This is a genomic window from Microbacterium sp. zg.B48 (assembly GCF_024623505.1).
GTDB lineage: Bacteria > Actinomycetota > Actinomycetes > Actinomycetales > Microbacteriaceae > Microbacterium.
Genome location: NZ_JANJFE010000009.1, coordinates 1 through 25,701, shown reverse-complemented (window position 1 = coordinate 25,701; position 25,701 = coordinate 1). Strand labels below are relative to the sequence as shown.

General features: G+C 68.0%; 27 protein-coding genes. All 27 read right to left on the bottom strand.

The genetic code is table 11. From position 1 onward, the window contains the following. Positions 1-14: 14 nt before the first annotated feature. Positions 15-641 (bottom strand): adenylate kinase, encoded by a 627-nt coding sequence (locus tag NQ152_RS06985; protein WP_257501506.1) that lies wholly within the window; start codon positions 639-641, stop codon positions 15-17. Continuing rightward, positions 638-1,960: a preprotein translocase subunit SecY gene (gene secY, locus NQ152_RS06980; protein ID WP_257501505.1), complete on the bottom strand. Its 1,323-nt coding sequence runs from the start codon at positions 1,958-1,960 to the stop codon at positions 638-640. Before secY ends, NQ152_RS06985 begins: the two co-directional genes overlap by 4 nt. Before the next feature lie 142 nt (positions 1,961-2,102). Then, positions 2,103-2,768, bottom strand: a complete 666-nt coding sequence (rplO, locus tag NQ152_RS06975) for a 50S ribosomal protein L15 (RefSeq protein WP_257523478.1) — start codon at positions 2,766-2,768, stop codon at positions 2,103-2,105. Further along, positions 2,768-2,953 (bottom strand): 50S ribosomal protein L30, encoded by a 186-nt coding sequence (gene rpmD, locus NQ152_RS06970; protein WP_039402995.1) that lies wholly within the window; start codon positions 2,951-2,953, stop codon positions 2,768-2,770. Before rpmD ends, rplO begins: the two co-directional genes overlap by 1 nt. Beyond that, positions 2,953-3,672, bottom strand: a complete 720-nt coding sequence (rpsE, locus tag NQ152_RS06965) for a 30S ribosomal protein S5 (RefSeq protein WP_374113573.1) — start codon at positions 3,670-3,672, stop codon at positions 2,953-2,955. Before rpsE ends, rpmD begins: the two co-directional genes overlap by 1 nt. Beyond that, the gene (rplR, locus tag NQ152_RS06960; protein ID WP_257501501.1) at positions 3,669-4,028 is read right to left on the bottom strand and encodes a 50S ribosomal protein L18; all 360 of its coding nucleotides are present in this window, start codon (positions 4,026-4,028) and stop codon (positions 3,669-3,671) included. Before rplR ends, rpsE begins: the two co-directional genes overlap by 4 nt. Before the next feature lie 2 nt (positions 4,029-4,030). After that, the gene (gene rplF / locus NQ152_RS06955) at positions 4,031-4,567 is read right to left on the bottom strand and encodes a 50S ribosomal protein L6 (RefSeq protein ID WP_257501500.1); all 537 of its coding nucleotides are present in this window, start codon (positions 4,565-4,567) and stop codon (positions 4,031-4,033) included. A 6-nt stretch (positions 4,568-4,573) separates the two neighbouring features. Continuing rightward, complete coding sequence (gene rpsH / locus NQ152_RS06950) at positions 4,574-4,972, bottom strand: 30S ribosomal protein S8 (protein WP_257501499.1); 399 nt, start codon at positions 4,970-4,972, stop codon at positions 4,574-4,576. 124 nt (positions 4,973-5,096) lie between these two features. Further along, positions 5,097-5,687: a 50S ribosomal protein L5 gene (gene rplE, locus NQ152_RS06945; protein WP_257501498.1), complete on the bottom strand. Its 591-nt coding sequence runs from the start codon at positions 5,685-5,687 to the stop codon at positions 5,097-5,099. Then, positions 5,687-6,046, bottom strand: a complete 360-nt coding sequence (gene rplX / locus NQ152_RS06940; protein WP_257501497.1) for a 50S ribosomal protein L24 — start codon at positions 6,044-6,046, stop codon at positions 5,687-5,689. Before rplX ends, rplE begins: the two co-directional genes overlap by 1 nt. Before the next feature lie 2 nt (positions 6,047-6,048). Then, the gene (gene rplN, locus NQ152_RS06935) at positions 6,049-6,417 is read right to left on the bottom strand and encodes a 50S ribosomal protein L14 (protein ID WP_257501496.1); all 369 of its coding nucleotides are present in this window, start codon (positions 6,415-6,417) and stop codon (positions 6,049-6,051) included. 33 nt (positions 6,418-6,450) lie between these two features. Next, on the bottom strand, positions 6,451-6,768 hold the full coding sequence (rpsQ, locus tag NQ152_RS06930; protein WP_257501503.1) for a 30S ribosomal protein S17: 318 nt from the start codon (positions 6,766-6,768) through the stop codon (positions 6,451-6,453). Between the two features lie 83 nt (positions 6,769-6,851). Further along, the gene (gene rpmC / locus NQ152_RS06925) at positions 6,852-7,166 is read right to left on the bottom strand and encodes a 50S ribosomal protein L29 (protein ID WP_257501495.1); all 315 of its coding nucleotides are present in this window, start codon (positions 7,164-7,166) and stop codon (positions 6,852-6,854) included. Beyond that, complete coding sequence (rplP, locus tag NQ152_RS06920) at positions 7,166-7,585, bottom strand: 50S ribosomal protein L16 (RefSeq protein WP_257501494.1); 420 nt, start codon at positions 7,583-7,585, stop codon at positions 7,166-7,168. Before rplP ends, rpmC begins: the two co-directional genes overlap by 1 nt. After that, positions 7,585-8,346, bottom strand: a complete 762-nt coding sequence (gene rpsC, locus NQ152_RS06915; protein ID WP_257501493.1) for a 30S ribosomal protein S3 — start codon at positions 8,344-8,346, stop codon at positions 7,585-7,587. Before rpsC ends, rplP begins: the two co-directional genes overlap by 1 nt. Continuing rightward, positions 8,346-8,747, bottom strand: coding sequence for a 50S ribosomal protein L22 (rplV, locus tag NQ152_RS06910; RefSeq protein ID WP_257501492.1), 402 nt, complete (start codon positions 8,745-8,747; stop codon positions 8,346-8,348). The genes rpsC and rplV overlap by 1 nt, the downstream gene beginning before the upstream one ends. Positions 8,748-8,767: 20 nt before the next feature. Further along, entirely contained in the window at positions 8,768-9,049 is a 282-nt protein-coding gene (rpsS, locus tag NQ152_RS06905; protein WP_257501491.1) for a 30S ribosomal protein S19, read from the bottom strand. 12 nt (positions 9,050-9,061) lie between these two features. After that, complete coding sequence (rplB, locus tag NQ152_RS06900; RefSeq protein ID WP_257501490.1) at positions 9,062-9,901, bottom strand: 50S ribosomal protein L2; 840 nt, start codon at positions 9,899-9,901, stop codon at positions 9,062-9,064. A 25-nt stretch (positions 9,902-9,926) separates the two neighbouring features. Further along, a complete protein-coding gene (gene rplW / locus NQ152_RS06895) occupies positions 9,927-10,238 on the bottom strand; it encodes a 50S ribosomal protein L23 (protein WP_257501489.1) in 312 nt (103 codons plus the stop codon). After that, entirely contained in the window at positions 10,235-10,897 is a 663-nt protein-coding gene (gene rplD, locus NQ152_RS06890) for a 50S ribosomal protein L4 (protein WP_257523477.1), read from the bottom strand. Before rplD ends, rplW begins: the two co-directional genes overlap by 4 nt. Positions 10,898-10,901: 4 nt before the next feature. Next, positions 10,902-11,558: a 50S ribosomal protein L3 gene (gene rplC, locus NQ152_RS06885; protein ID WP_257501487.1), complete on the bottom strand. Its 657-nt coding sequence runs from the start codon at positions 11,556-11,558 to the stop codon at positions 10,902-10,904. Between the two features lie 8 nt (positions 11,559-11,566). After that, positions 11,567-11,875, bottom strand: a complete 309-nt coding sequence (gene rpsJ / locus NQ152_RS06880; RefSeq protein WP_116648288.1) for a 30S ribosomal protein S10 — start codon at positions 11,873-11,875, stop codon at positions 11,567-11,569. 557 nt (positions 11,876-12,432) lie between these two features. Beyond that, the gene (locus NQ152_RS06875; RefSeq protein WP_257523476.1) at positions 12,433-13,374 is read right to left on the bottom strand and encodes a hypothetical protein; all 942 of its coding nucleotides are present in this window, start codon (positions 13,372-13,374) and stop codon (positions 12,433-12,435) included. A gap of 250 nt (positions 13,375-13,624) precedes the next feature. After that, a complete protein-coding gene (locus NQ152_RS06870; protein ID WP_257523475.1) occupies positions 13,625-13,843 on the bottom strand; it encodes an Rv0909 family putative TA system antitoxin in 219 nt (72 codons plus the stop codon). Positions 13,844-13,900: 57 nt separating this feature from the next. Further along, positions 13,901-21,775 (bottom strand): SpaA isopeptide-forming pilin-related protein, encoded by a 7,875-nt coding sequence (locus tag NQ152_RS06865; protein ID WP_257523474.1) that lies wholly within the window; start codon positions 21,773-21,775, stop codon positions 13,901-13,903. A gap of 286 nt (positions 21,776-22,061) precedes the next feature. Then, complete coding sequence (gene tuf / locus NQ152_RS06860) at positions 22,062-23,255, bottom strand: elongation factor Tu (RefSeq protein ID WP_257501483.1); 1,194 nt, start codon at positions 23,253-23,255, stop codon at positions 22,062-22,064. Between the two features lie 206 nt (positions 23,256-23,461). Next, positions 23,462-25,576: an elongation factor G gene (fusA, locus tag NQ152_RS06855; RefSeq protein ID WP_257501482.1), complete on the bottom strand. Its 2,115-nt coding sequence runs from the start codon at positions 25,574-25,576 to the stop codon at positions 23,462-23,464. Positions 25,577-25,701: the final 125 nt, after the last annotated feature.

The window sequence follows — 25,701 nt, the reverse complement described above, 5'->3', positions numbered from 1 at the left end:
ACGGGAGACGCACGTCAGGCCGCGGCGGTCCGGATCAGTCCGCGCTGCTCGAGCGCGGCGATGATCCGGGCGCTGATCTCATCGAGCGAGCCGACGCCGTCGATCCGGTCGACGATGCCCCGCTCGCGGTAGACCTCGAGGATGGGTGCGGTCTCGCGCTCGTAGATGGCCAGGCGGTTGGCGATCACCTGCTCGGTGTCGTCGTCGCGTCCCTGCTCCTGCGCGCGCAGGGTGAGCCGCTCGATGCTCTCCGCGCGGGGCACGGCGAGCTCGATGACGGCGTCGAGCTCTTCACCGCGACCGCCGAGGAACTCGTCCAGGTCGCCGACCTGGCCGATGTTGCGCGGGTAGCCGTCCAACAGGAACCCGTGCGCCGCGTCGGCCTGGGAGAGCCGGTCGCGCACCACGGCGGTGGTCAGCTCGTCCGGCACGAGGTTTCCCGCCTGGATGATCTCGGTGACCTGCGTGCCCAGCTCCGACCCGCTCGCGATCGCGGCGCGGAACATGTCGCCGGTCGAGATGGCCGGGATGCCGAACGCCTGCGCGATGCGCACACCCTGGGTCCCCTTGCCGGAGCCCTGGGGTCCGACGATCAGGAGGCGTGCGCCTCCGGGCTGCTGAGCCGATCCGGCCGCGGTCATCGGAGGAGCCCTTCGTAGTGGCGCTGCTGCAGCTGGGCGTCGATCTGCTTGACCGTCTCCAGGCCCACGCCGACGATGATCAGGATCGAGGCGCCGCCGAACGGGAAGTTCTGGTTGGCGCCGACCGCCGCGAGGGCGATCAGGGGCAGCAGGGCGATGAAGCCGAGGTACAGCGAGCCGGGGAGCGTGATGCGGGTCAGCACGTAGTCCAGGTACTCGGCGGTCGGACGACCGGCACGGATGCCGGGGATGAAGCCGCCGTACTTCTTCATGTTGTCGGCGACCTCGACCGGGTTGAACGTGATCGCGACGTAGAAGTAGGTGAAGCCGACGATGAGCAGGAAGTACACGAGCATGTACAGCGGGCTGTCACCGGTGGTGAGGTACTGCGCGATCCACGCCACCCACGCGGGGGCCTCCTGGCCCGCCTGCGGCTGGTTGAACTGCGCGATCAGCGCAGGAATGTACAGCAGCGACGAGGCGAAGATGACGGGCACGACGCCGGCCATGTTCACCTTGATCGGGATGTACGTGTTCGTTCCGCCGTAGGTGCGCCGGCCCACCATGCGCTTGGCGTACTGCACCGGGATGCGGCGCTGGGATTGTTCGACGAACACCACCAGCGCGACGACCAGGATGCCGACGGCCAGGACGAGCAGGAACACCTCGAAGCCGCGCGACTGGGCGATGCCCCACATCGACGCGGGGAAGGCCGCGGCGATCGAGACGAAGATCAGCAGCGACATGCCGTTGCCGATGCCCCGCTCGGTGACGAGCTCGGCGAACCACATGATCAGGCCGGTGCCGGCGGTCATCGTGATGATCATCAGCAACTGCGCCCACCACACGTCGTTGGTGAGGAGCTGCTCGCACTCGGGAACGCCGGTGGAGCCGAACAGCTGCCCGCTGCGGGCGACCGTGACCAGCGTCGTGGACTGCAGCAGCGCCAGGGCGATGGTCAGGTAGCGCGTGTACTGGGTCAGACGGGACTGACCGGCCGCGCCCTCCTTGTAGAGGGTCTCGAAGTGCGGGATCACCACGCGCAGCAGCTGCACGATGATCGTCGCCGTGATGTACGGCATGACGCCGAGAGCGAAGATCGACAGCTGCAGCAGCGCGCCACCCGAGAACAGGTTGACCAGCGACAGCAGGCCCTCGGTGCCCGCACTCTGGCGGAGGCAGGACTGCACGTTCGGGAAGTCCACGAACGGCGCCGGGATGTGCGCGCCGAAGCGATAGATGGCGATGATCGCCAGGGTGAATGCGATCTTCCGACGAAGGTCGGGTGTACGGAAGACCCGCGCTATGGCGCTGAACAAGAGGATGCCTCCAGAGGGGATGCCGACACGCGACAGGGCGCATCAACTCCCAGGGTAACGCAGTGGGGGGGGGGGGGGGCGCCCCCCCCCCCCCCCCCCGCCCCCCCCGCCGCCCCCCCCCCCCCCCCCCCACCGGGTATGACTACTTGACGGATCCGCCCGCCGCGACGATCTTCTGCTCCGCAGAGCCGGAGACCTTGTCGACGGAAACGTTCAGCTTCACGTCGATGTCGCCGGCGCCGAGCACCTTGACCTTCTCGTTCTTGCGAACCGCGCCCTTGGCGACGAGGTCGCTGATGGTGACGTCGCCACCCGAGGGGTAGAGCTCGGCCAGCTTCTCGAGGTTGACCACCTGGTACTCCACGCGGAACGGGTTCTTGAACCCGCGCAGCTTGGGAGTGCGCATGTGGAGGGGCATCTGCCCACCCTCGAAGCCGACCCGGACGCTGTTGCGCGCCCTGGTGCCCTTGGTGCCGCGACCGGCGGTCTTGCCCTTGGAGCCCTCACCGCGACCCACGCGGGTCTTGGCGGTGTTGGCTCCGGGGACCGGACGCAGGTGGTGCACCTTGAGCACACCGGGGCGGGATGCCGCAGCATCCGCCTTCGGCTTGCTCTTGGGCGCGGCCTTCGCCTTGGGCGCGGCCTTCTCAGCCGTGTCCGCCTTGTCGGAGGCGGCCGACTTCGCGGGCGCCTTCTTCTCGGCAGCGGGCTTGTCGGCCTTGGCTGCCGCAGCCTTCTTGGGAGCAGTCGCCTTGGTGGCTTTCGCCTCCGCCTCGACGGCGTCCTTCTTCTCAGCCTTGTCAGCCATTAATCGATCTCCTCAACCTTCACGAGGTGAGCGACGGTCTTGACGTAACCGCGCGTCTGCGCGTCGTCGGGACGGACGACGGAGTCGCCGATCCGCTTCAGACCGAGGCTGCGCAGCGTGTCACGCTGGTTCTGCTTCTCGCTCACCTTGGACTTTGTCTGCGTGACCTTCAGCCGGGCGGCCATCATGCACCTACCTTCGCTGCGGCGGCGGCGTCTGCCTCCGCGCGGACGAGACGGGCGGGGGCGACCTGGTCGAACTCGAGTCCGCGACGCGCGGCGACCGCGCGGGGCTCTTCGAGCATCTTCAGGGCCGCGACGGTCGCGTGCACGATGTTGATCGTGTTCGACGAACCGAGCGACTTCGACAGGACGTCGTGGATGCCGGCGCACTCGAGCACGGCACGCACGGGACCACCGGCGATGACACCGGTACCGGCCGCGGCGGGACGCAGCAGCACCACACCGGCGGCAGCCTCACCCTGGACGGGGTGCGGGATGGTCAGGCCGACGCGGGGAACGCGGAAGAAGTTGCGCTTGGCCTCTTCGACACCCTTCGAGATCGCGAGGGGAACCTCGCGAGCCTTCCCGTAGCCGACGCCGACGACGCCGTTTCCGTCGCCCACGACCACCAGAGCCGTGAAGCTGAACCGACGACCGCCCTTGACGACCTTCGAGACGCGGTTGATGGTGACGACGCGCTCCAGGAACTGGCTCTTGTCGGCATCCCGCGACCCGCGGTCACGCTGGTTGGCGTTGCGCTCGCGGCCGCCACGGCGGGGCTCGCGCTCACGCTCGGGGGCAGCAGCGACAGCCTCGGCCGCCGCAGGTGCGTCGGTCGCGGCGGCAGCAGGCGCCGTCTGATCGGCAGAAACTGCCACTTCGGTCTCCTTGTTATCACTCACAGGTTCAGTCCCCCTTCACGGGCGCCATCGGCGATCGCCGCGACACGGCCCGCGTAGCGGTTGCCACCGCGGTCGAACACGACATCCTCGACGCCGGCGGCCTTCGCGCGCTCGGCGAGGAGCTCGCCGACCTTGCGAGCCTTGGCGGTCTTGTCACCATCGAACGCACGCAGGTCCGCTTCGAGGGTGGATGCCGAGGCCACGGTGTGACCCTTGGCATCGTCGACGACCTGCACGAACACGTGGCGTGCCGAACGGGTCACGACCATGCGCGGGCGCGCCTCGGTGCCGACGACCTTCTTGCGAAGGCGGGCGTGACGACGCGCGCGCGCGTCGGACTTCGTCTTAACAGCCATGGTTACTTACCACTCTTTCCGGCCTTGCGCCGCACAACTTCGCCGGCGTAGCGCACACCCTTGCCCTTGTAGGGCTCGGGCTTGCGGATCTTGCGGATGTTCGCAGCCGCCTCGCCGACGGCCTGCTTGTCGATGCCGCTCACGGTGACCTTGTTGTTGCCCTCGACCGTGAACGTGATCCCGGCGGGGGGTTCCACGAGCACGGGGTGCGAGAAGCCGAGCGCGAACTCGATCGAGCCGCCCTTCTGCGCAACGCGGTAACCGGTACCGACCACCTCGAGGCCCTTGGTGTAGCCCTGGGTCACCCCGATGATGTTGTTGTTGATCAGCGTGCGGGTCAGGCCGTGCAGCGAACGCGACTCGCGCTCGTCGTCGGGACGGGTGACCAGCACCTGACCCTCCTCGACCTTGACCTCGATGGGGGACGCGACGGCAAGCGCGAGCTCGCCCTTCGGCCCCTTGACTGCGACATTCCGGCCGTCGACCGTGATGGTCACTTCGGCGGGGATGTCGATCGGCAGACGTCCAATACGCGACATGTCAGATCACCACACGTAGGCGAGGACTTCCCCACCCACGCCCTTCTGCTCAGCCTGACGGTCGGTGAGAAGACCGGAGGAGGTGGACAGGATCGCGACGCCGAGGCCACCGAGAACCGTGGGGATCTCGGTCGAGCGCGCGTAGACACGCAGGCCGGGCTTGGAGACGCGCTTGATGCCGGCGATCGACCGCTCGCGGTTCGGGCCGTACTTGAGCGTCAGCGTGAGGGTCTGTCCGACGCGAGCGTCTTCGACGCTCCACTCGGCGATGTAGCCCTCGCGCTTGAGGATCTCCGCGATGTGGGTCTTGAGCTTGGAGCTCGGCAGCGACACGGAGTCGTGGTGCGCCGAGTTCGCGTTGCGCAGACGGGTCAGCATGTCTGCGACCGGGTCTGTCATTGTCATGTGTTTGTTTCCTTCGTTCACCAGGTTTCGTACGCCGTTACGCGGCGGCCGACCTGTGGTGTCTCGACGCGCCCGCTGTGCGGGCTACTCCACGACCGGGGCCGTCGAGCTCGAGGTGGATGGGTTATGCCTGTGCGTCCTCGGTGCGGAACGGGAAGCCCAGTCCGCGCAGAAGCTCGCGACCCTCGGCATCCGATTTCGCGGTGGTGACGACGGTGATGTCGAAGCCGCGCACGCGATCGATCTTGTCCTGGTCGATCTCGTGGAAGACCGACTGCTCCTGCAGACCGAACGTGTAGTTGCCGGTGCCGTCGAACTGCTTCGGCGACAGGCCGCGGAAGTCGCGGATGCGGGGCAGCGCGAGCGACACGAGACGGTCCAGGAACTCCCAGGCGCGGTCTCCGCGCAGGGTGACGTGAGCGCCGATGGCCTGACCCTCGCGCAGCTTGAACTGTGCGATGGACTTGCGGGCCTTGGTCACCACGGGCTTCTGACCGGTGATCTTGGTCAAATCGTCGACGGCGCCATCGATCACCTTGCTGTCGCGAGCTGCCTCGCCGACACCGGTGTTCACGACGACCTTGACGATCCGGGGGATCTGGTTGACGTTGACGTAGCCGAATTCCTTCTGCAGGGAAGGCGCGATCTCGCTGCGGTACTTCTGCTTCAGGCGCGGCTGGATCTTGCCAGCCGGCGCGGCAGTGTTGGTGCTCATCAGAGGTCCTTGCCTGACTTCTTCGCGTAGCGCACCCGGACGGTGCGCTTCACGCCATCCTTCGTCTGCTCCTCGACACGGTGGCCGACACGGGTCGGCTTCTTGGTCGAGGGGTCGACGACGGCGACGTTGGAGATGTGGATGGGCGCCTCGAAGGTCTCGATGCCGCCCGTCTTGGTCCCGCGCTGGGTCTGGCCCACGCGGGTGTGCTTGGTGACGTAGTTCACGCCCTGGACGATGATGCGGTTCTGCTCGGCCAGGACCTCGAGGACCTTGCCCTGCTTGCCGCGGTCTCCGCCACGCTCGGGCTTGGCGCCCGTGATGACCTGAACCAGGTCACCCTTCTTGATCTTCGCCATGACTAAATGACCTCCGGGGCCAGCGAGACGATCTTCATGAACTTCTTGTCACGAAGTTCGCGGCCGACCGGTCCGAAGATACGGGTGCCGCGGGGCTCCCCGTCGTTCTTCAGGATGACGGCGGCGTTCTCGTCGAACTTGATGTACGAGCCGTCGGGACGGCGCGTTTCCTTCTTGGTGCGGACGATGACGGCCTTGACCACATCGCCCTTCTTGACGTTGCCGCCGGGGATCGCGTCCTTGACCGTTGCGACGATGGTGTCACCCAGTCCGGCGTAGCGGCGCTTCGAGCCGCCGAGCACACGGATGGTGAGCAGCTCTTTCGCGCCGGTGTTGTCGGCGACCTTGATGCGGGATTCCTGCTGAATCACTTGTTACTCCTTGGGTTCCAAGCAGGCCGAGGCCTACTTGGCCTTCTCGAGGATCTCGACCAGGCGCCAGCGCTTCGTGGCGCTGAGCGGACGGGTCTCGTTGATGACGACCAAGTCGCCGATGCCGGCGGCGTTCGCCTCGTCGTGGGCCTTGACCTTCGAGGTGCGACGGATGATCTTGCCGTAGAGCGGGTGCTTGACGCGGTCCTCGACCTCCACGACGATCGTCTTGTCCATCTTGTCGCTGACGACGTAACCGCGGCGGGCCTTGCGGTAGCCACGGGCTTCGGAGTCGCGAACGTCGCGCTCGGAGGACTCGTGACCCTTGACCTGCGCTTCGGCAGGCTCCACGGGCGCCGCGACCTCTGCCGCGGCAGCGGTCTTCTTGGGCGCGGCCTTCTTGGGGGCCGCGGGGGTTTTCGTGGGCTCAGCCATTACTCGGCCTCTTCCTTCACGGCCGCGTCGGCGGAGTCCGCCTTCTTGGCCTTCGTCTTCTTAGCCTTCGTCGCCGCCTCCACGGGAGCGGGAGTGGCACGGATGCCGAGCTCGCGCTCACGGATGACGGTGTAAAGCCGCGCAATGTCGCGCTTGACCGCACGGATGCGGCCGTGGCTGTCGAGCTGGCCGGTGGCCGACTGGAAGCGCAGGTTGAACAGCTCTTCCTTGGCCTTGCGCAGCTCCTCGACGAGGCGCTGGTCTTCGTACGTGTCGAGCTCGCTCGGAGCGAGCTGCTTGGTGCCGATCGCCATTACGCGTCGCCCTCCTCGCGCTTGATGATGCGTGCCTTCAGGGGCAGCTTGTGAATGGCACGGGTCAGTGCCTCGCGAGCGAGTTCCTCGCTCACACCGGCGACCTCGAAGAGGACGCGACCCGGCTTGACGTTCGCGACCCACCACTCGGGCGAACCCTTACCGGAACCCATGCGGGTTTCGGCCGGCTTCTTGGTGAGCGGACGGTCGGGGTAGATGTTGATCCACACCTTTCCGCCGCGCTTGATGTGACGCGTCATGGCGATACGAGCGGACTCGATCTGACGGTTGGTCACGTAAGCGGGCGTGATGGCCTGGATGCCGTACTCACCGAAGGACACCTTGGTGCCACCGGTCGCCTGACCGGAGCGGCCCGGGTGGTGCTGCTTGCGGAACTTGACCTTGCGGGGGATAAGCATCAGGCTGACGCTCCTTCTGCGACGGGGGCATCGTTGCGCGGGGCACGCCGACGGTCGCCGCCACGGTCGTCCCGACCACGGGGCGCCTTGGGTGCGTTGGCCTGCTCGCGAGCGAGTTCCTTGTTGGTGAGGTCGCCCTTGTAGATCCAGACCTTCACGCCGATGCGGCCGAAGGTGGTCTTGGCCTCGTAGAAGCCGTAGTCGATGTTCGCGCGCAGCGTGTGCAGGGGCACACGACCCTCGCGGTAGAACTCCGAACGGCTCATCTCGGCGCCGCCGAGGCGGCCGGAGACCTGGATGCGGACACCCTTGGCACCGGCACGCTGAGCACCCTGCAGGCCCTTGCGCATCGCGCGGCGGAACGCCACGCGAGCGGAGAGCTGCTCGGCGATGCCCTGCGCGACCAGCTGAGCGTCAGCCTCGGGGTTCTTGACCTCGAGGATGTTCAGCTGGATCTGCTTGCCGGTGAGCTTCTCGAGGTCGGTGCGGATGCGCTCGGCCTCGGCGCCGCGGCGGCCGATCACGATGCCCGGGCGGGCGGTGTGGATGTCGACGCGAACGCGATCACGCGTGCGCTCGATCTCGATGCTGCTGACGCCGGCCCGATCGAGGTTCGACTGCAGCAGCTTGCGGATCTTGATGTCCTCGGCCACGTAGTCGGCGTAGCGCTGTCCAGGCTTCGTCGAGTCGGAGAACCAGCGCGACACGTGGTCGGTGGTGATGCCGAGGCGGAAGCCGTACGGGTTTACCTTCTGGCCCATTACTTGCTCGCCTTCTTGGTCTTAGCCGGAGCAGCAGCCGTGTCGGCGACCTCCGGGGTAGAGAGCACGACCGTGATGTGGCTCGTGCGCTTCTTGATCTGGAACGCGCGACCCTGGGCGCGGGGCCGGAAACGCTTGAGCGTCGTCCCCTCGTCCACGTACGCGTTGGCCACGTACAGGTCCTGCTCGTCCAGGTATTCGGCATCCTTGTCGGCCTTGACCCGAGCGTTCGCGATCGCGGCTGCTACCAGCTTGGCGATCGGCTCGCTCGCGCTCTGCGGCGCGAACTTCAGGATGGCAAGTGCCTCCTGGGCCTGCTTGCCCTTGATGAGGGCGACGACACGACGAGCCTTCTGAGGGGTCACGCGGATGTGTCGCACACGTGCGATTGACTCCACCATTTCTCTACCTCCTCAGTCGCCTAGCGGCGACGGCCTTTCTTGTCGTCCTTCTCGTGCCCGCGGAAGGTGCGGGTGGGCGCGAATTCGCCCAGCTTGTGGCCGACCATGGTCTCGGTCACGAACACAGGGATGTGCTTGCGACCGTCGTGGACGGCAATCGTGTGGCCGAGCATGGCCGGCACGATCATCGACCGGCGTGACCAGGTCTTGATGACGTTCTTGGTTCCCGCTTCGTTCTGGACGACGACCTTGCGAAGCAGGTGCTCGTCGACGAAGGGGCCCTTCTTAAGACTGCGTGGCATCTTCCTCTACTCCTACTTGCGCTTCTTGCCGGCGTTGCGACGACGGACGATGTACTTGTCGCTTTCCTTGTTGGCGTGACGTGTGCGGCCCTCTTTCTGGCCCCACGGAGTCACGGGGTGACGTCCACCGGACGTCTTACCCTCACCACCACCATGCGGGTGGTCGACCGGGTTCATTGCCACACCGCGGACGGTCGGGCGGATGCCCTTCCAGCGGTTGCGGCCGGCCTTGCCCCAGTTGATGTTCGACTGCTCGGCGTTGCCGACCTCGCCGATGGTCGCGCGGCAGCGCGCATCGACGTTGCGGATCTCGCCGGAGGGCAGACGCAGCTGGGCGTACGGGCCGTCCTTGGCGACCAGACGCACTCCGACGCCGGCCGAGCGTGCCATCTTCGCGCCGCCGCCGGGGCGGAGCTCGATGGCGTGGATGACCGTACCGGTCGGGATGTTGCGCAGCGGCAGGTTGTTGCCGGGCTTGATGTCCGCGGACGGACCCGACTCGACCACGTCGCCCTGCGACAGCTTGTTCGGCGCGATGATGTACCGCTTCTCGCCGTCCGCGTAGTGCAGCAGCGCGATGCGGGCGGTGCGGTTCGGGTCGTACTCGATGTGAGCGACCTTCGCGTCGATGCCGTCCTTGTCGTTGCGACGGAAGTCGATCACGCGGTACTGGCGCTTGTGGCCACCGCCGATGTGGCGGGTGGTGATGCGGCCCTGGTTGTTGCGGCCACCGGTCTTGGACAGCGGGCGGAGGAGGGACTTCTCGGGCGTCGATCGGGTGATCTCAGCGAAGTCCGCCACCGACGAGCCGCGGCGACCGGGGGTCGTGGGCTTGTACTTGCGAATTGCCATGGTTATGTGTCCTTCGTCCCGACCGTCAGCCGACTGCCGTGAAGATGTCGATGGTTCCCGACTTGAGCGTGACGATCGCGCGCTTGGTGTCCTTGCGCTTGCCGGCGCCGAAGCGGGTGCGGCGGACCTTGCCGACGCGGTTGATCGTGTTCACCGCGGCGACCTTGACGCCGAAGATCTTCTCGATGGCGAGCTTGATCTCCGTCTTGGTCGCACGGGGGTCCACGAGGAACGTGTACTTGCCCTCGTCGATGAGCCCGTAGCTCTTCTCCGACACGACCGGCTTGAGGATGATGTCGCGCGGGTCCTTGTTCAGGGACGTCTGCAGGTCGGTCATGCCGAGACCTCCTCGGTCGCGGGAGCCTTCGCCGCGATGAACGCGTCGTAGGCAGCCTTGGTGAAGACGATGTCGTCGGAGACGAGCACGTCGTAGGCGTTGAGCTGGTCGACCGGCAGCACGTGGACGTACGCGAGGTTGCGGACGCTCTTGACGGTGATCTCGTCGTTGCGGTCGATCACGACGAGGACGCGCTTGGTCTGCGCGACCTCGGCCAGGTACGCGGCAGCGGCCTTGGTCGAGGGCGCGCCCTCGATGCCGAAGGACTCGATGACGTGCAGACGCTCCCCGCGGGCACGATCGCTGAGCGCACCCAGGAGGGCGGCGGCGATCATCTTCTTGGGGGTGCGCTGCGAGTAGTCGCGCGGCTTGGGTCCGTGGACGACGCCACCACCGGTCATGTGCGGCGCGCGGATCGAGCCCTGACGGGCGTTACCGGTGCCCTTCTGCTTGAACGGCTTGCGACCGGCACCGGAGACCTCACCGCGACGCTTGGTCGAGTGGGTGCCCTGGCGAGCCGCCGCACGCTGTGCGACGACGACCTGGTGGATCAGCGGGATGTTGGTCTTGACGTCGAAGAGCGCGGCGGGCAGCTCGACCGAGCCGGCCTTCTTGCCGTCGGCGCTTCGCACGTCGAGCGCGAGATTCTGGTCAGCCATGGTCTCAGCCCTTCACTGCGTTGCGGACGTAGACGATGCGGCCGCGCGCGCCGGGGACGGCGCCCTTGACGAGCAGCAGACCCTTCTCGGCGTCGACGGCGTGCACCGTGAGGTTCAGGACGGTCACGCGCTCGCCACCCATACGGCCGGCCATGCGCATGCCCTTGAAGACGCGGCTCGGGGTCGACGATGCGCCGATCGAGCCGGGCTTGCGGTGGTTGCGGTGCGAACCGTGCGATGCCGAGACGCCCTTGAAGTTGTGACGCTTCATGACACCGGCGAAGCCCTTGCCCTTGCTGGTGCCGACGACGTCGACCAGCTGGCCGGCCTCGAACGTGCCGTCAGCGGTGATCTCCTGTCCGAGCGTGTAGTCGCCGGCGTCGGCGGTACGCACCTCGGTCAGGTGACGGCGCGGCGTGACGCCGGCAGCCTCGAAGTGGGCGGTCTGCGGCTGGTTGACCTTGCGCGGGTCGATCTGGCCGTAGGCGATCTGGATCGCGTTGTAGCCGTCACGCTCGGGGGTGCGAACCTGGGTGACCACGTTCGGGGCGAGCTCGATGACGGTGACGGGAATGAGCTTGCCATTCTCGTTCCACACCTGGGTCATGCCGAGCTTGGTGCCCAGCATCCCCTTGGAAATCTTTGAGTTGATGTCTGCCATGGCGAGTCCTAGAGCTTGATCTCGATGTTGACGTCAGCCGGCAGGTCAAGGCGCATCAGCGAGTCGACGGCCTTGGGCGTCGGGTCGATGATGTCGATCAGACGCTTGTGGGTGCGCATCTCGAAGTGCTCGCGGCTGTCCTTGTACTTGTGCGGCGACCGGATGACCGCGATGACGTTCTTCTCGGTCGGAAGGGGCACGGGGCCCACGACGGTCGCGCCAGCACGGGTCACGGTGTCGACGATCTTGCGGGCCGACGAATCGAGGCCGGCGTGGTCGTACGACTTCAGGCGAATGCGGATCTTCTGTCCCGCCATTGTCTGCTCTCTCTCTTTCCGCGTCTTACGTTCCCGGGATCCGGGCCGCATTGGACGCACGGGGACGTGGGATGGGTCATCCCTCGTCCTTGGCACTTCGCTCACCGCGTTTCCGCGGTAAGGCTGCACCACTGTTCTGCTGTCAAACCGGAGGCTTTCGTCCCCGGCTCCCCCACCGGCGCTGCGCACGCGAGGCACGCCCCGTTGCCGGGATGCTGGTGTTGGAAGTGTTGCTCTGCTGCCTGCGGCCTAGGACCCTGCGCGTGTGCGCCGCCTATGCACTGCCCTGGCAGTGATCCGGGGCACGCGAACGGCCGCCGGAATGTGGAACCTCACTATTCTACGTGCAGCCCGGGCGTGTCGCAAACTCGGGCGTGTCGCGCGGTGTGTCGCGCTCCCGCGCGCCGCCGAGAGTGCCTGTCGCGGCTGCCGAGAGTGCCTGTTGCGGCTGCCGAGAGTGCCTGTTGCGGCTGCCGAGAGTGCCTGCCGCTGCTGCCGAGAGTGCATGCCCGCCGGCCGAGAGTGCATGCCCCCGCTCGCGAGAGTGCACCTCCCCGCTACGGACGGTACCCGCGTGGCCAGCCCTGTTCGGTGAGGGCGGATAGGAACGCCGCGCAATCGTCGAGCTGCGGCATCCCCCAGTTCATGCCGGTCCACCCGGTCGCGTTCTCGATCGCCGCGCGTCGCGCAAGCTGGTCGCGCACGACCTGCGCGGGAGTGCGACCGCGGGTGAACTCCGGGTTCACCAGCTTGACCGCGCCGTCGAACTCCCCGAACCGGCGCAGACGCGGCCACGCGAAGTCGAGGTACGCCCAGCCGAGGTCGGTCATGACCTGGCGCTGCAAGTCGGGCGCCGGCATCCCGAGCTCCCACATGCGGTAGCGGCTGACGCTCTCGCCCGGCAGCTGCGCCCGTCCGTCGGCAAGTTCGGCCAGCAGCCGCGCGCGCCGGATGCCGCGCGCTCCGGGATTCGCGAAGATGCGGCGCCACACCAGGGCGCGGAAGCCATCGCTCGCAGCCGCATCGATCGTGTGCGCAGCGTCGTCCCAGGCGACGCGACGCAGCGCCGCATCGAACGCGGCGAGCCCGCCCTCGGGAGGGAGCGTGCGGATGACGTCGTACACGGTGCGGTCCAGGACCGTGACCAGGAGGCCGTCGAGCATCACGACGTCATCGTCGGGCAGCGGGATGCTGTGACGCACGACGTCCCCGCGGGACTTGGGCGGGTTCTCGCCGGGCTCGATGACGTGCGCGCGGGTGTCGCGGCTGCCGAAGACGGGGACGTGCCAGAGCGCCGCGGCCGTGAGGTGCGAGTACACCGGTGGCCGCCGCGCACTGGCCGCCACCGCGTGCGCGCGCAGCCGCTGGCGGCCGTCCACGTGCTGCGCCGCCCATTCCTCGGCGTTCACATGGATGCCGCGGCGCAGCCGCGTGAATCCCAGAATTGGCGCGGGGTCGCGCTGCGTCGACCTGACGAGAGCGTCGTCGAAGGATTCCATCCGTCCAGGGTGAATGCGACGGTCTCCGAACGGTGTCGGCGCGGGGCCATCGCGGCATAGCCTGCGGATCGCGGCGGCTGGGGAGGAATGGACGCCCGGCCGGGGACCATGCACCCTCGGCAGCGCGGACACGCACCCTCGGCAGCGGGGACACGCACCCACGGCAGCGGGGACACGCACCCACGGCAGCGGGGACACGCGCCCTCGCCAGCGGGGACATGCACCCTCGGCGGCGGGGCCCTCAGGGCGGCTACCTGTCGTTGCCGACGGGTTTGTCGACTTTCTCGCGGACGCTGTCGACGTGCGTGTCGACGCTGTCCGGGGCGACCTTCTTGACGAAGCCCGCCGCGGCGTTCAGCGCGTTGTCGCTGATCTCCTCCGACTTGTCGGACTTGAGCGCCGCTTCGATCTTGTCCTTGTTCCCCTCGAGGAACTTCTTGCCCTGGTTCACCACGTCGTCGATACCCACGTGCCACTCCGTCGCCGCCCGGCTGGGCGCTCTTGCACCATCCACAAGTCCACGGGCTCAGGCCCGCGAGCGACGCCGCCTGACCAGCAGGATCAGCAGCCCGCTCAGCAGCGCCGCGGCACCGAGCCCGGCCAGTTCGGTCGGCAGGGCTGCCCCAGTGGCCGGCAGCCCGGGGCGGTGCGCGGGAGCCGGGGGCGGTGTCACGGGCGGCACGGCGCAGCCGGTGTCGGACGAGACGCCGCCCGGGTGCGTGACGGTCGCCGTGTTGAAGAACCCGCCGCCCTCATCGGTGCACACGAGCGCGCTGGGCGGCAGCGGACTCTGCGCGGACGCGGCATCCACCCGATAGGTGTACGTGTCCACGGCCCCGGCCCCGATCTCCACGTCGGCGACGTTGGGGGATCCGACCCAGCCCTGCGCGATGATCGTGAACGCGGTGTCGAACTCTGGTGCGTCCGTGAGGGTGTAGGTCGTCGGCACCAGCCCGGTGTTGGTGACGGTCACCACGTACTCGATGCGCCACCGCCCCGCGCCGAGCTCGGTCACGGTGCCGTCGGACTTCTCGATCTCCACCGGCGCCACGACCAGTTCGCTGCACTCCTCATCAGTCGCCTCGAACGCCCCGTTGTCGACGCGCACCAGGTTCCACACGCCACCGCCCTCTTCGGGCGAGTCGCTGCAGATCAGGTCGTCAGGGTCGGCGCCGGCGACGCTGACCTGGCCGGTGACGATGTACGTGTGGGTGGCTCCGTCGGGTAGCAGGCCGGTCGCCGCCTCGGGCTGCTCCGCGCCGTCCCAGCCCGCCGTGAGCGTGCCGGTGCCGGCGCCGGCGGGTTCCACCGCGGGGCCTTCCACGCTCCACGGCGCCAGCAGCGTCACGCCGGTCGGCAACGGCTGCGGCCGGTCCTCCAGGGTGTAGGCGACCGTGACACCGCTGCTGTTGGACACGGCGACCTCGTACGACACGATCCAGGCACCGCCGCCGAGCGGGGTCGGCGACTGCGCCGTCTTGGTCACCGAGGGTCCGCCGGGCTCGGCGCAGCCGTCGTCGGCGTCGCTGCCGCCGGGGAAGACCACTTCCACGGTGTTGAAGAAGGCGCCGCCTTCGCCGGGCTCGCACACCAGCGACGGATCGCCGGCCTCCGGGTCGATGGATGCGACGATGCGGTAGGTGTACTCGGCCGTGCCGCCTGCCGCCAGAGGACTGTTCGGCACGGGCGCCGCACCGACCCACGTTCCGGAGACGAGGTCGATGCCGCTGCCCAGGTCGGGGACGTCGGTGAGGGTGTACACGGTCGCCACGGTGGCGCTGGTGTTGGCCACGGTCACGACGTAGTCGATCTGCCAGTCGCCGTCGGGCAGCTGCTGCGCGGATCCGTCGGTCTTGTCCACGGTGACGCCGGCGAGCTGCACCGTCACGCAGCCCTCGGCATTCACCACGATGTCGCCGGAGGTGACGCCCGCCGTGTTGATGATGCCGCCGCCCGCCGCGCACTCACCGGGTGCCACGGCCTCGACCGTCGGGATCAGCACCCCGCTCACGGTGTATGACAGGGATGCCGCGGGCTGCAGCGCCCCCGTCCAGATGTCCGCGGTCTCGCCCGGCTCTGCGGTGGTCGCGGTCGGGGCGGGCGCGTCCCCGACGGCCGCGATCGTCCACGCTCCCCCGTCGAGCACCCAGCCCTCGGGCACGTCCGGCAGGGTGTCGGTCAGCGCCGCCTGCAGCGCCACGGTGCCCGGGTTGCTCACGGTGAGTGTGTAGGACACGTTCCACGAGGCGTCGGGGTTCTGCGTTGCCGGGTCCGCACCGGTCTTCACCAGCGCGGGGAAGGCGGGTTCGGCGCAGTCGAACACGGTCTGGTCGTCCTCATCGGTCGCCGACAGCGTCGCGCCGTTGAGGAACCCGCCCGCGGTGGGCACGCCCGGTGCGGTGTCGCACCGCCACGTCTCGCCGTCCTGCGTGCCGTCGGCGATGGAGGCCGTCACGGTCACGGTGTAGGTGTGCGTCGCGGGCGCCGCCGGATCACCTGATGTCGGCAGGGACGCCCCGGTGGCCAACGTGGCAGTGCCGGCGGGGAGGGTGAAGGTGCCGGATGTGCCATCCGGGCCCGTCCAGCTCGCCGCGGTCGGGGTGATCCCGTCGCCATACTGCAGGAGGTCGGAGAGGCTGTAGATGAATGTCGAGGTGTCGGAGTTGTTCGTCACCACGATGTCGTACGCGATGCTCCACGTGCCGTCGGCGTTCTGCACCGGCGAGCCCGCCGAGACCTGCTTGTCGATGGTGCCTTCGGCACGAATCGCCGTGTTCGTGATCTCGCAGGTGACATCGCCGCCGAGCTCGAGCCGGACCACGCCCTCCGCGACGAGCGGGTAGGTGGCGCCGGTGGCGGTGTCCGCGCAGGCCCAGTCGCCGGCTGTGTAGCCGGACGGACCGAAGGTCTCGGACAGGGTGTAGTCGACGTCTGCGGCGGCCGGCCCGAACAGCACGGCCCTGGTCGCACTCGTCCGCGTCCCGGTTCCGGACAGTCGCGGATCGGTCTCACCCGCCACAGCATTGAGCGTCCACAGGTCCGCGGTGGCGGTGCCGACGCCGTCCCGATTGTCGACGTTCTTCACGAGCCGCAGGATGGGGGCGATCGACGCGTTGGTGAACGTGCAGGTGACGGCTTGACCGTTGGCGACGGTCACGGTGGGCGCCTCGAGGGTGACGTCGCCGGTGCTGCAGGACAGGTCCGTCCATTCGTAGTTCGCCAGCTGGTCCACCTCGGCCAGCGTGTAGCTGCCGGCCGGGACGTCCTGGGTCTGCGCGTGGTCGAAGACGATGGCGTCGCCGGTCTGCGGCTGCGCGGTGAGCCGTTGGTTCCAGTCGGTGGGCACGGCGCTGCCACCCAGGGTGTTGTCGACCTCCTTGAGGAGGGTGAGCGACCCGGGCAGGTCGGTGTTGCCGAACGTGCACGTGACGTCCTCGGCGAGGCCGAGGGTGAGCGTCGGCGCATCGGGCGAGACGGTGGCGCCGTTGTCGCAGGTGAGCGTGGTCCACTCGTAGCCGCCGGGGCCGCCGGATTCGGCGAGCGTGTACTCGACGCCCGCGCGGACGGTCACCCCGGTGACGGCGGGGGTTCCGGTGACGCCGCTGAGGTCGGGACCGCCCGGTGTCGCCGCGGACAGGGTCCACTCGGTCGGCTCCGCGGTGCCGCCGCTCGCGTTGGTGACCGTCTTGACCAGGGTCAGCGTGGGCGCGACGTCCTCGTTGGTGAAGGTGCAGACCACCGCGCCGCCGTTGGGCACCGTGACGGTGGGTACGGACAGGGTGGTGTCGCCGGTGCCGCAGGACAGGGCCGTCCACTCGTAGCCCTCGGGCCCGCCGACCTCATCCAGGGTGTATTCGCCGGCGGACACCTGCTGCGAGACGTCGTGGTCGAACGGGATCGCCGCGCCGCCGGCGGGCTGGGCGGTCAGAGCCTGGTTCCAGTCGGTCGGCTCGGCCGTACCGCCCGCGTCGTTGAGGACCTGCTTGAGCAGGGTGAGGGTGCCGGGCACATCGCTGTTGACGAAGGTGCAGGTGACATCCTCGTCCAGGGCCAGGGTGAGCGTCGGGTCCGCCACTGAAGCTGCCGAGCCGTTGTCGCACGAGAGGGACTCCCAGTCGTATCCGGCCGGACCGTCGCCCTCGCTGAGGGTGTATTCGGTGTTCGCCGGGACGGTGACCGAGGTGACGGCATCCGACCCCGTCGCACCGGACAGGTCCGGGCCTCCGGGAGTGGTCGCCGCGAGCGTCCAGTCGGTCGGAGCCGCGGCGCCGCCGGCGTCATTGACGACGGACTTCACGAGCGTGAGCGTGGGGGCGGTGTCGTCGTTGACGAAGGTGCAGGTGACGTTCTCGCCGTTGGGCACCGTCACCGTCGGCTCGTCCAGAGACGTCTCGTCCGTCGTGCAGGAGAGGTCCGTCCCGGTGTAGCCGGGGACCTGGTCGATCTCGGCGAGCGTGTAGGTGCCCCCGGGCACCGCGATGGTCTCGTTGTGGTCGAAGGCCAGGGTCTCGCCGGCGCTCGGCTGGGCCGTGAGGCCCTGGTCCCAGTCCTCGGAAGCGGCGGTACCGCCGTCGTCGTTGACCACCTGCTTGACCATGGTCAGACTGCCGGCCAGATCTGTGTTGCCGAAGGTGCAGGTGACGTCCTCAGCCAGGCCCAGGGTCAGGCTCGGATTCTCCGGCGAGATGTCCGCGCCGTTGTCGCAGGACAGCAGGACCCAGTCGTACCCGGAGGGTCCGCCCGTCTCGGCGAGGGTGTAGGTCGCTCCCGCCGTCACGGCGACGCCCGTGACGGCAGGCGTGCCGGTGACTCCGGAGAGGTTCGGTCCGACGGCCGAGGTGGCAGAGAGCGTCCAGTCCGTTGGCTCTGCGGTGCCGCCCCGCTCGTTGGTGACGGTCTTGACGAGCGTGAGAGTGGGCGCGACGTCGTTGTTGACGAACGTGCACGTGACGACCTCCCCCACCGCGAGCGTGAGTGTGGGGCTCGAGGGAGATGCGCTCGCGCCGTTGTCGCACGTGAGCGACTCCCAGGTGTACCCGCCGGGTCCGGTCTCGGCGAGCGTGTATGCGACGCCGCCGGTCACGGCCACGTCGGTCACCTCGGGTGTGCCGGTGACGCCGGACAGACCAGGCTCACCGGGGCTCGTCGCCGAGAGCGTCCACTCTCCGGCATCGGCGGTGCCGCCGTTATCCCTGGTCACCGTCTTGACGAGCGTCAACCGGGGTGCCACGTCGACGTTGACGAAGCGGTACGTACTGGTCCCCAACGCAGGCACGCTGACAGCAGGATCCACCGACACCCACGCGCCGTCCACCAGTTGTTCGAGCGCGAACGGGCGGTATCCCGGCCCACCGCCGGCCTCCGTGAGGGTGTAGGTCTGATCTGGCCTCACCGAGAATGTGTTGGCGGTGGTCGCACTCGGCGCCCCCGTGACGGTGGTCGGGATGAGCCCGAACTCGGTTTGCCCGGGATCGGCGGTCAGTTCCCACTCGTCGGCGTCGAGGGTTCCGCCCTCGTCGTTGACCACTTGCTTGAGCAGCGCGATCGTGGCCGTCTGGTTGGTCGCCGTACAGGTGACCTGCTGGCCCAGCGACAGTGTCACCCCGCCGTCGCTGCCGTCGTAATCGCTTCCCGCCGCAACGCAGTCCCAGCTGCCGGTGGCCCCCTCGATCAGCGTTGCGCCCTCCTCGACGGTCTGCACGTAGGTGCCGGGGCCGGTCTCGGTGAGCAGGTACCGCACGCCGGGTGTCACCGGGGCGGACGTCCCGCTGACACCGGTCGGGCCGGGCAGACCCGTGCCCCCGATCGGTGATGCGGTGAGTGTGAACTCGTCGGGAGTCGCGTCGCCGTTGGCGACCGACTTGACCAGGGTCAGGGTGCTCACGCAGGTGACGGTGTTGGTGACGGTCACGACGTTGGGGTCATCGGCGGTGATCTCGTACTCACCCGCACCGGTGGAGGTGTTTGCGCAGCCGGATGGAAGGTCGGTCACCTCTTCGGTGATCGCGACGGTGTCGCCGACGGTGTACTGCGGGTAGGTGGTGCCGAAGTTTCTGGGATCCCCGTCGAGGAACAGATCAGCGGTGCCCACCGGCTGCGCCCCGTCGTCGTAGGGCACGCCGTCGACGATCCACTGCTTGTCCACACGCAGCGAGACCGTCGGATCCGGCGCCTGGTTGTAGACGGTGCACGTGACGACACCGCCCTGTTGCGCGGTGGTCGTGAAGCCGAGCGCTCCGCTGTCGGTGACCGGCACCGCGGCGCCGGTGTTGTCCTGACACGAGGCGTTGGCATCCCCCTGAGGAACCAGCTCGTATCCTTCCTGCAGCGTCTCAGTGACGGTCACGGGCGCAGTGCCGCCCACCTCGATCCCCCGGGCAGCGAAGCTGACCGCGCCGGTGTCGTTCGTCTGAGCGGATGCCGGGTCGATGGTGACGCCCGGTGCGTCGGTGGTCGCGTCGAAGTTCCACCCGGCGGACGGGGCCGCGTCGGCGATCTCGCCCTCGGCCGGAATCACCAGCTTGGTGACGTTGACCGTTCCGGCGCATTCGCCGAGTGCGCGCTGGACCAGGAATTCCTGGAGTTGCTGATAATCCTCGACCAGGAAGTAGTCCTGGCCGGAAGTTGGACCGGAGATCGCCTGAAGATTCTGCACTTCTCCGGCTGAGGCAGGCCCGATGCCAACCCCGACCACGGTCGTGCCCCGTTCGATCTTGAGCGTGTTGGCCGAGAAGACGGCGTTCTCCATCTCGACGAAGCGCGTGCGGTTGCCGGGTCCGGCGGGAGCGTCTCCGCTGCCGGTTCCGGGAGGACCGTAGTAGGTCGGGCTGCCGTCGGTGAGCACCAGCAGTACGTCGAGCGTGTCAGCGCCGCTGGCCTGTGAGACCTGCCACAGCCCTTGATCCCAGTTCGTGCCCTGCTCCCACCCGCCGGTGTTGACCACCGTCAGCGCGGTCACCTTGTCGCGCACGGTCGCGGCGCCGGCGGGGGTGGACACAGGGGTGAGGGCCAGGTTGGTGTTCGCGGCACCGACCGCCGGCGCGCTGCCCGCGAATGTCCATACGCCGATGGAGGACGGCGTCCCCTCCAGGACGTCGACGAACCCGGCGGCCGCATTGCGCAGGTCCTGCTGCGAACTCGCCAGGGAGTTGGACAGGTCCACCAGCAGCCCCACGCGCAATCCGCACGTCTGCGCCAGCGACGGGTTGATCGCGGCGTTCGCCCACTGGCTGCCGCGCGCCTGGAGGTTCGTGCTGCCGCCTGTCTGCTGCGGGTAGTTCACCGTCTCGCCCGCGGGGACCACGGCCGTGCGCAGGCGATAGGGCTGCGCAGACACATTGGTTGACGTTCCCACGTCGAAGCTCTCGATGATGCGGTACCCCGGCGCCGGGGCCGTCTCGATGACCCAGTACTGCGCGCCGGAGGGCACCGGGACATCGCACTGGCCGCTCGCGTCGGTCACGCAGGTGCCGACGAGGTTCGCCGGCGCTGTGTCGGGCGCCGTGTCGGTGCCGCCGCTGTACACGGAGAACGTCGCCCCGGCGAGGGGACCGACGCTCTGCGGGCCGGTGCGCTCGCCGCCCTTGCTCAGGGTGAGGGTGCCGGGGGCCGTATATGTGTGCGTGAAGGTGCACGAGGCCACCAGGGAGGAGTTCGTGGTGCCGATGTACCGCAGAAGCGCCGTTGCGGCGGTGAACTCCAGACGCGTCCCCCCGCTGGTGTCGTTGAGGACGCAGCTGACGGTCGTGGTGTAGTCATCGGTGACTCCGGGCGTGCCGGTCGCTTCGAGCGTGTAGGTGCCGGGCTTGGGAACGCGGCGCGACTGACCGCTGGCGAAGTCGTACCAGTCGTCGGAACCGACGACGGTGGCTCGCAGCGCCCAGTCGCTGGGCGTCGCCGGTCCGCCCTGCACCACGTTGGTGATGCTCAGGGTGCCGCAGGGTCCGTTTCCGCCCACGCAGTCCTGGACGTTCGCGAAGGGCGTGATGATGCCGGGATCCTCAGTGGCGGCATCGGTGTCGTCCGTGGGCGCCTCGGGATCGACCGGGGCTTCGGGTGTGACCGGCTCGGCGGGATCGACCGAGGCGGTGGGTTCCGGAACCGGATCCTGCGGCTGCGGTGTGTCCACCGCAGGATCCGGCGGTGCGGGGGGATCGGCCGGCGGTGCGGCCGGATCGGTGGTCGGCGCCACGTCGGGGGCCGGCGCGCCGGGCTCAGCGGCGGCGTCGCTGGGCGGCGCGGCGGGCGCCGTGGCCCCAGCCGCCGGCGGAAGGGGTGCGGCACCGGCGGTGGCGGTTCCCGAGAACATCAGCCCCACGACCAGCAGCGCGGTGAGTCCCGCGGACGATCCCCGCCGGGCTGCCTCCAAGCGCCCGGCGGGAAACCTGCCCGGCCGTGTCATGACGTCACTTCACTTGCGCGTGCGCAGCTCATATCCACACCTTCGTCACGTACGATCCACGTCCGGACACCGCCCGAACCGTGCGTTCGTCCGCAGGTGTGGTCCCTCCCCGGACCCTGCAGCGTGCGCTGTGCTCAAGCTATTTCGCGGTACGGGCAGCGAGAAGGGCCCTAGGTCCCGTGAGTCGGGGTCACCGTCGCGCTCTCTCGCGCTCCGTCTGCACCACCGTGGAGACGCACGAAACCCCCCGGATTGCTCCGGGGGGTTTCGTGACGTGCGACGAAGGTTACTTCAGGATCTTCGTGACCGTGCCGGCGCCGACGGTGCGGCCACCCTCACGGATCGCGTAGCCGAGGCCCTCTTCCATGGCGATGGGCTGAATCAGCTCGACCGTCATGTCGGTGGTGTCGCCGGGCATGACCATCTCGGTGCCCTCGGGCAGCGTGATGACGCCGGTGACGTCGGTGGTGCGGAAGTAGAACTGCGGGCGGTAGTTCGTGAAGAACGGGTTGTGACGGCCGCCCTCCTCCTTGGACAGGATGTACGCCGTGCCCTCGAAGTTGGTGTGCGGGGTGACCGAACCGGGCTTGACGACGACCTGGCCGCGCTCGACATCGTCGCGCTTGGTGCCACGAAGAAGCAGACCACAGTTCTCGCCGGCCCACGCCTCGTCGAGCTGCTTGTGGAACATCTCGATACCGGTGACGATCGTCTTCTGCGTCGGGCGCAGACCCACGATCTCGACCTCGGAGTTGATCGCGAGCGTGCCGCGCTCGGCGCGACCCGTCACAACCGTGCCACGGCCGGTGATGGTGAAGACGTCCTCGATGGGCATCAGGAACGGCTTGTCCTTGTCACGCACCGGGTCGGGGATGGAGGCGTCGACGGCTTCCATGAGCTCGACGATCTTCTCGGTCCACTCGGGGTCACCCTCGAGGGCCTTCAGACCCGAAACGCGGACCACGGGGGCGTTGTCGCCGTCGAAGTCCTGGCTCGAGAGCAGCTCGCGGACCTCGAGCTCGACGAGCTCAAGGATCTCTTCGTCATCGACCATGTCGGACTTGTTCAGAGCGACGAGCAGGTACGGCACGCCGACCTGCTTGGCCAGCAGCACGTGCTCGCGGGTCTGCGCCATCGGGCCGTCGGTCGCCGCGACCACGAGGATCGCGCCGTCCATCTGAGCGGCACCGGTGATCATGTTCTTGATGTAGTCAGCGTGACCCGGGGCGTCGACGTGCGCGTAGTGGCGCTTCGGCGTCTCGTACTCGACGTGCGAGATGTTGATCGTGATGCCGCGCTGACGCTCCTCGGGAGCAGAGTCAATGGACGCGAAGTCACGCTGCACGTTGGTGGCCGACGGGTACTTGTCGGCGAGCACCTTCGAGATCGCTGCGGTGAGCGTGGTCTTGCCGTGGTCGACGTGACCGATCGTTCCGATGTTCACGTGCGGCTTGGTCCGCTCGAACTTGGCCTTAGCCACTAGGTCCTCCTCAGGACGGTCATGTAGAGGGTCCGGGCGCTGGTTTGCGACCGGTGCTCTACGGGGATTGCTTCCTACATTAGTAGAGACGTAGGGGGTGAAACTGTGTATCTCGCTACAGCGGCGACGCCGCGAATCGAGACACGTTGATCGATATGCAGTTGTGGTGCGGATGCCGGGAACGTGCGTCCCCGGCATCCTGAGGGCTATTCGCCCTTGTTCTTCTGGACGATCTCTTCGGCGACGGCCTTGGGGACCTCGGCGTAGCTGTCGAACTCCATCGAGTAGACCGCGCGACCCGAGGTCTTCGAGCGCAGGTCACCGATGTAGCCGAACATCTCGGACAGCGGCACCAGAGCCCGGACGACCTTGACGCCCTGAGCGTCCTCCATCGACTGGATCTGACCGCGACGCGAGTTCAGGTCGCCGATGACGTCGCCCATGTACTCCTCGGGGGTACGCACCTCGACACCCATGATGGGCTCGAGGATCACGGGGTGCGCCTTGCGGGCAGCCTCCTTGAAGCCCATCGATCCGGCGATCTTGAACGCCATCTCGGACGAGTCGACGTCGTGCGCCGCGCCGTCGAGCAGGATCGCCTTGACACCGACCATCGGGTAGCCCGCGAGGACTCCGACGTTCATGGCGTCCTGGAAGCCCTGGTTGATCGAGGGGATGTACTCGCGCGGGATGCGCCCACCGGTGACCTTGTTGTCGAACTCGTAGGTCTCCTCGGCAGCCAGATCGAGCGGCTCGAGCGCGAACTGGATCTTCGCGAACTGGCCGGATCCACCGGTCTGCTTCTTGTGGGTGTAGTCGTGACGCTCGACGGCCTTCTTGATCGTCTCGCGGTATGCGACCTGGGGCTTGCCGACGTTCGCCTCGACGCGGAATTCGCGCTTCATGCGGTCGACCAGGATGTCCAGGTGCAGCTCGCCCATGCCCTTGATGACGGTCTGACCGGTGTCGGAGTTCTGCTCGACGCGGAACGTCGGGTCCTCCTCCGCGAGCTTCTGGATCGCGAGACCCAGCTTCTCCTGGTCGGCCTTGGTCTTGGGCTCGATCGCGACCTCGATGACCGGCTCGGGGAACGTCATCGACTCCAGCACGACCTGGTGCTGCGAATCGGAGAGCGTGTCGCCCGTGGTGGTGTCCTTCAGACCGATGACGGCGTAGATGTGCCCGGCGGTGACGGAGTCGACCGGGTTCTCCTTGTTCGCGTACATCTGGAAGATCTTCCCGATGCGCTCCTTCTTGGACTTCGTCGAGTTGACGATCTGTCCACCCGAGTCCAGGTGACCGGAGTACACGCGGATGTAGGTGAGACGCCCGAAGAAGGGGTGCGTCACGATCTTGAACGCGAGAGCCGTGAAGGGCTCGTCGCGGTCGGCGTGGCGCTCGATGACGATCTCTTCGTTCTTGGGGTCGTGCGCCTCGATGGCGGGCACGTCCAGCGGCGACGGGAGGTAGTCCACGACCGCGTCGAGCATCGGCTGCACGCCGCGGTTCTTGAACGCCGAGCCGCAGAGCACGGGGTAGATCTCGGAGTTGACGGTCAGCTTGCGGATTGCAGCCTTGATCTCGGGAACTGTGAGCGGTTCGCCACCGAAGTGCTTCTCGAGAAGCTCTTCGTCGGTCTCGGCGACCGTCTCGAGCAGCTCTTCGCGATACTTGGCGACGATCTCGGCCATGTCGGCCGGGATCTCGCGGACGTCGTACTTGGCACCCATGGTGACATCGCCCTTGGCGTCGCCGGCCCAGACCAGCGCACGCATCTCGACCAGGTCCACGACGCCGATGAAGTCGTTCTCAGCGCCGATCGGCAGCTGGATGACCAGCGGGCGGGCCTTGAGCTTGTTGACGATGGTGTCGACCGTGAAGTAGAAGTCGGCGCCCAGCTTGTCCATCTTGTTGACGAAGCAGATGCGCGGCACGTCGTACTTGTCGGCCTGACGCCACACCGTCTCGGACTGGGGCTCGACGCCCTCCTTGCCGTCGAAGACGGCGACGGCGCCGTCGAGGACGCGGAGCGAGCGCTCCACCTCGACGGTGAAGTCGACGTGACCGGGCGTGTCGATGATGTTGATCTGGTTCTTGTCCCAGAAGCAGGTGACGGCGGCGGAGGTGATCGTGATGCCACGCTCCTGCTCCTGCTCCATCCAGTCGGTCGTCGAGGCGCCGTCGTGGGTCTCGCCGATCTTGTGGTTGGTTCCCGTGTAGAACAGGATGCGCTCGGTCGTCGTCGTCTTGCCGGCATCGATGTGCGCCATGATGCCGATGTTGCGGACCTTCGTCAGGTCGGTGAGCACGTCTTGTGCCACGGGTGATTCCTTACTTGTGGTGTGTGAATGTCGCGAGGTGTCGGGGGGGGGGGGGGGGGCCCCCCCCCCCCCCCCCCCCGGGGGGGCCCCCGGGGGTGGGCCGAGCGGGCGGGGTAGCCGCGCCC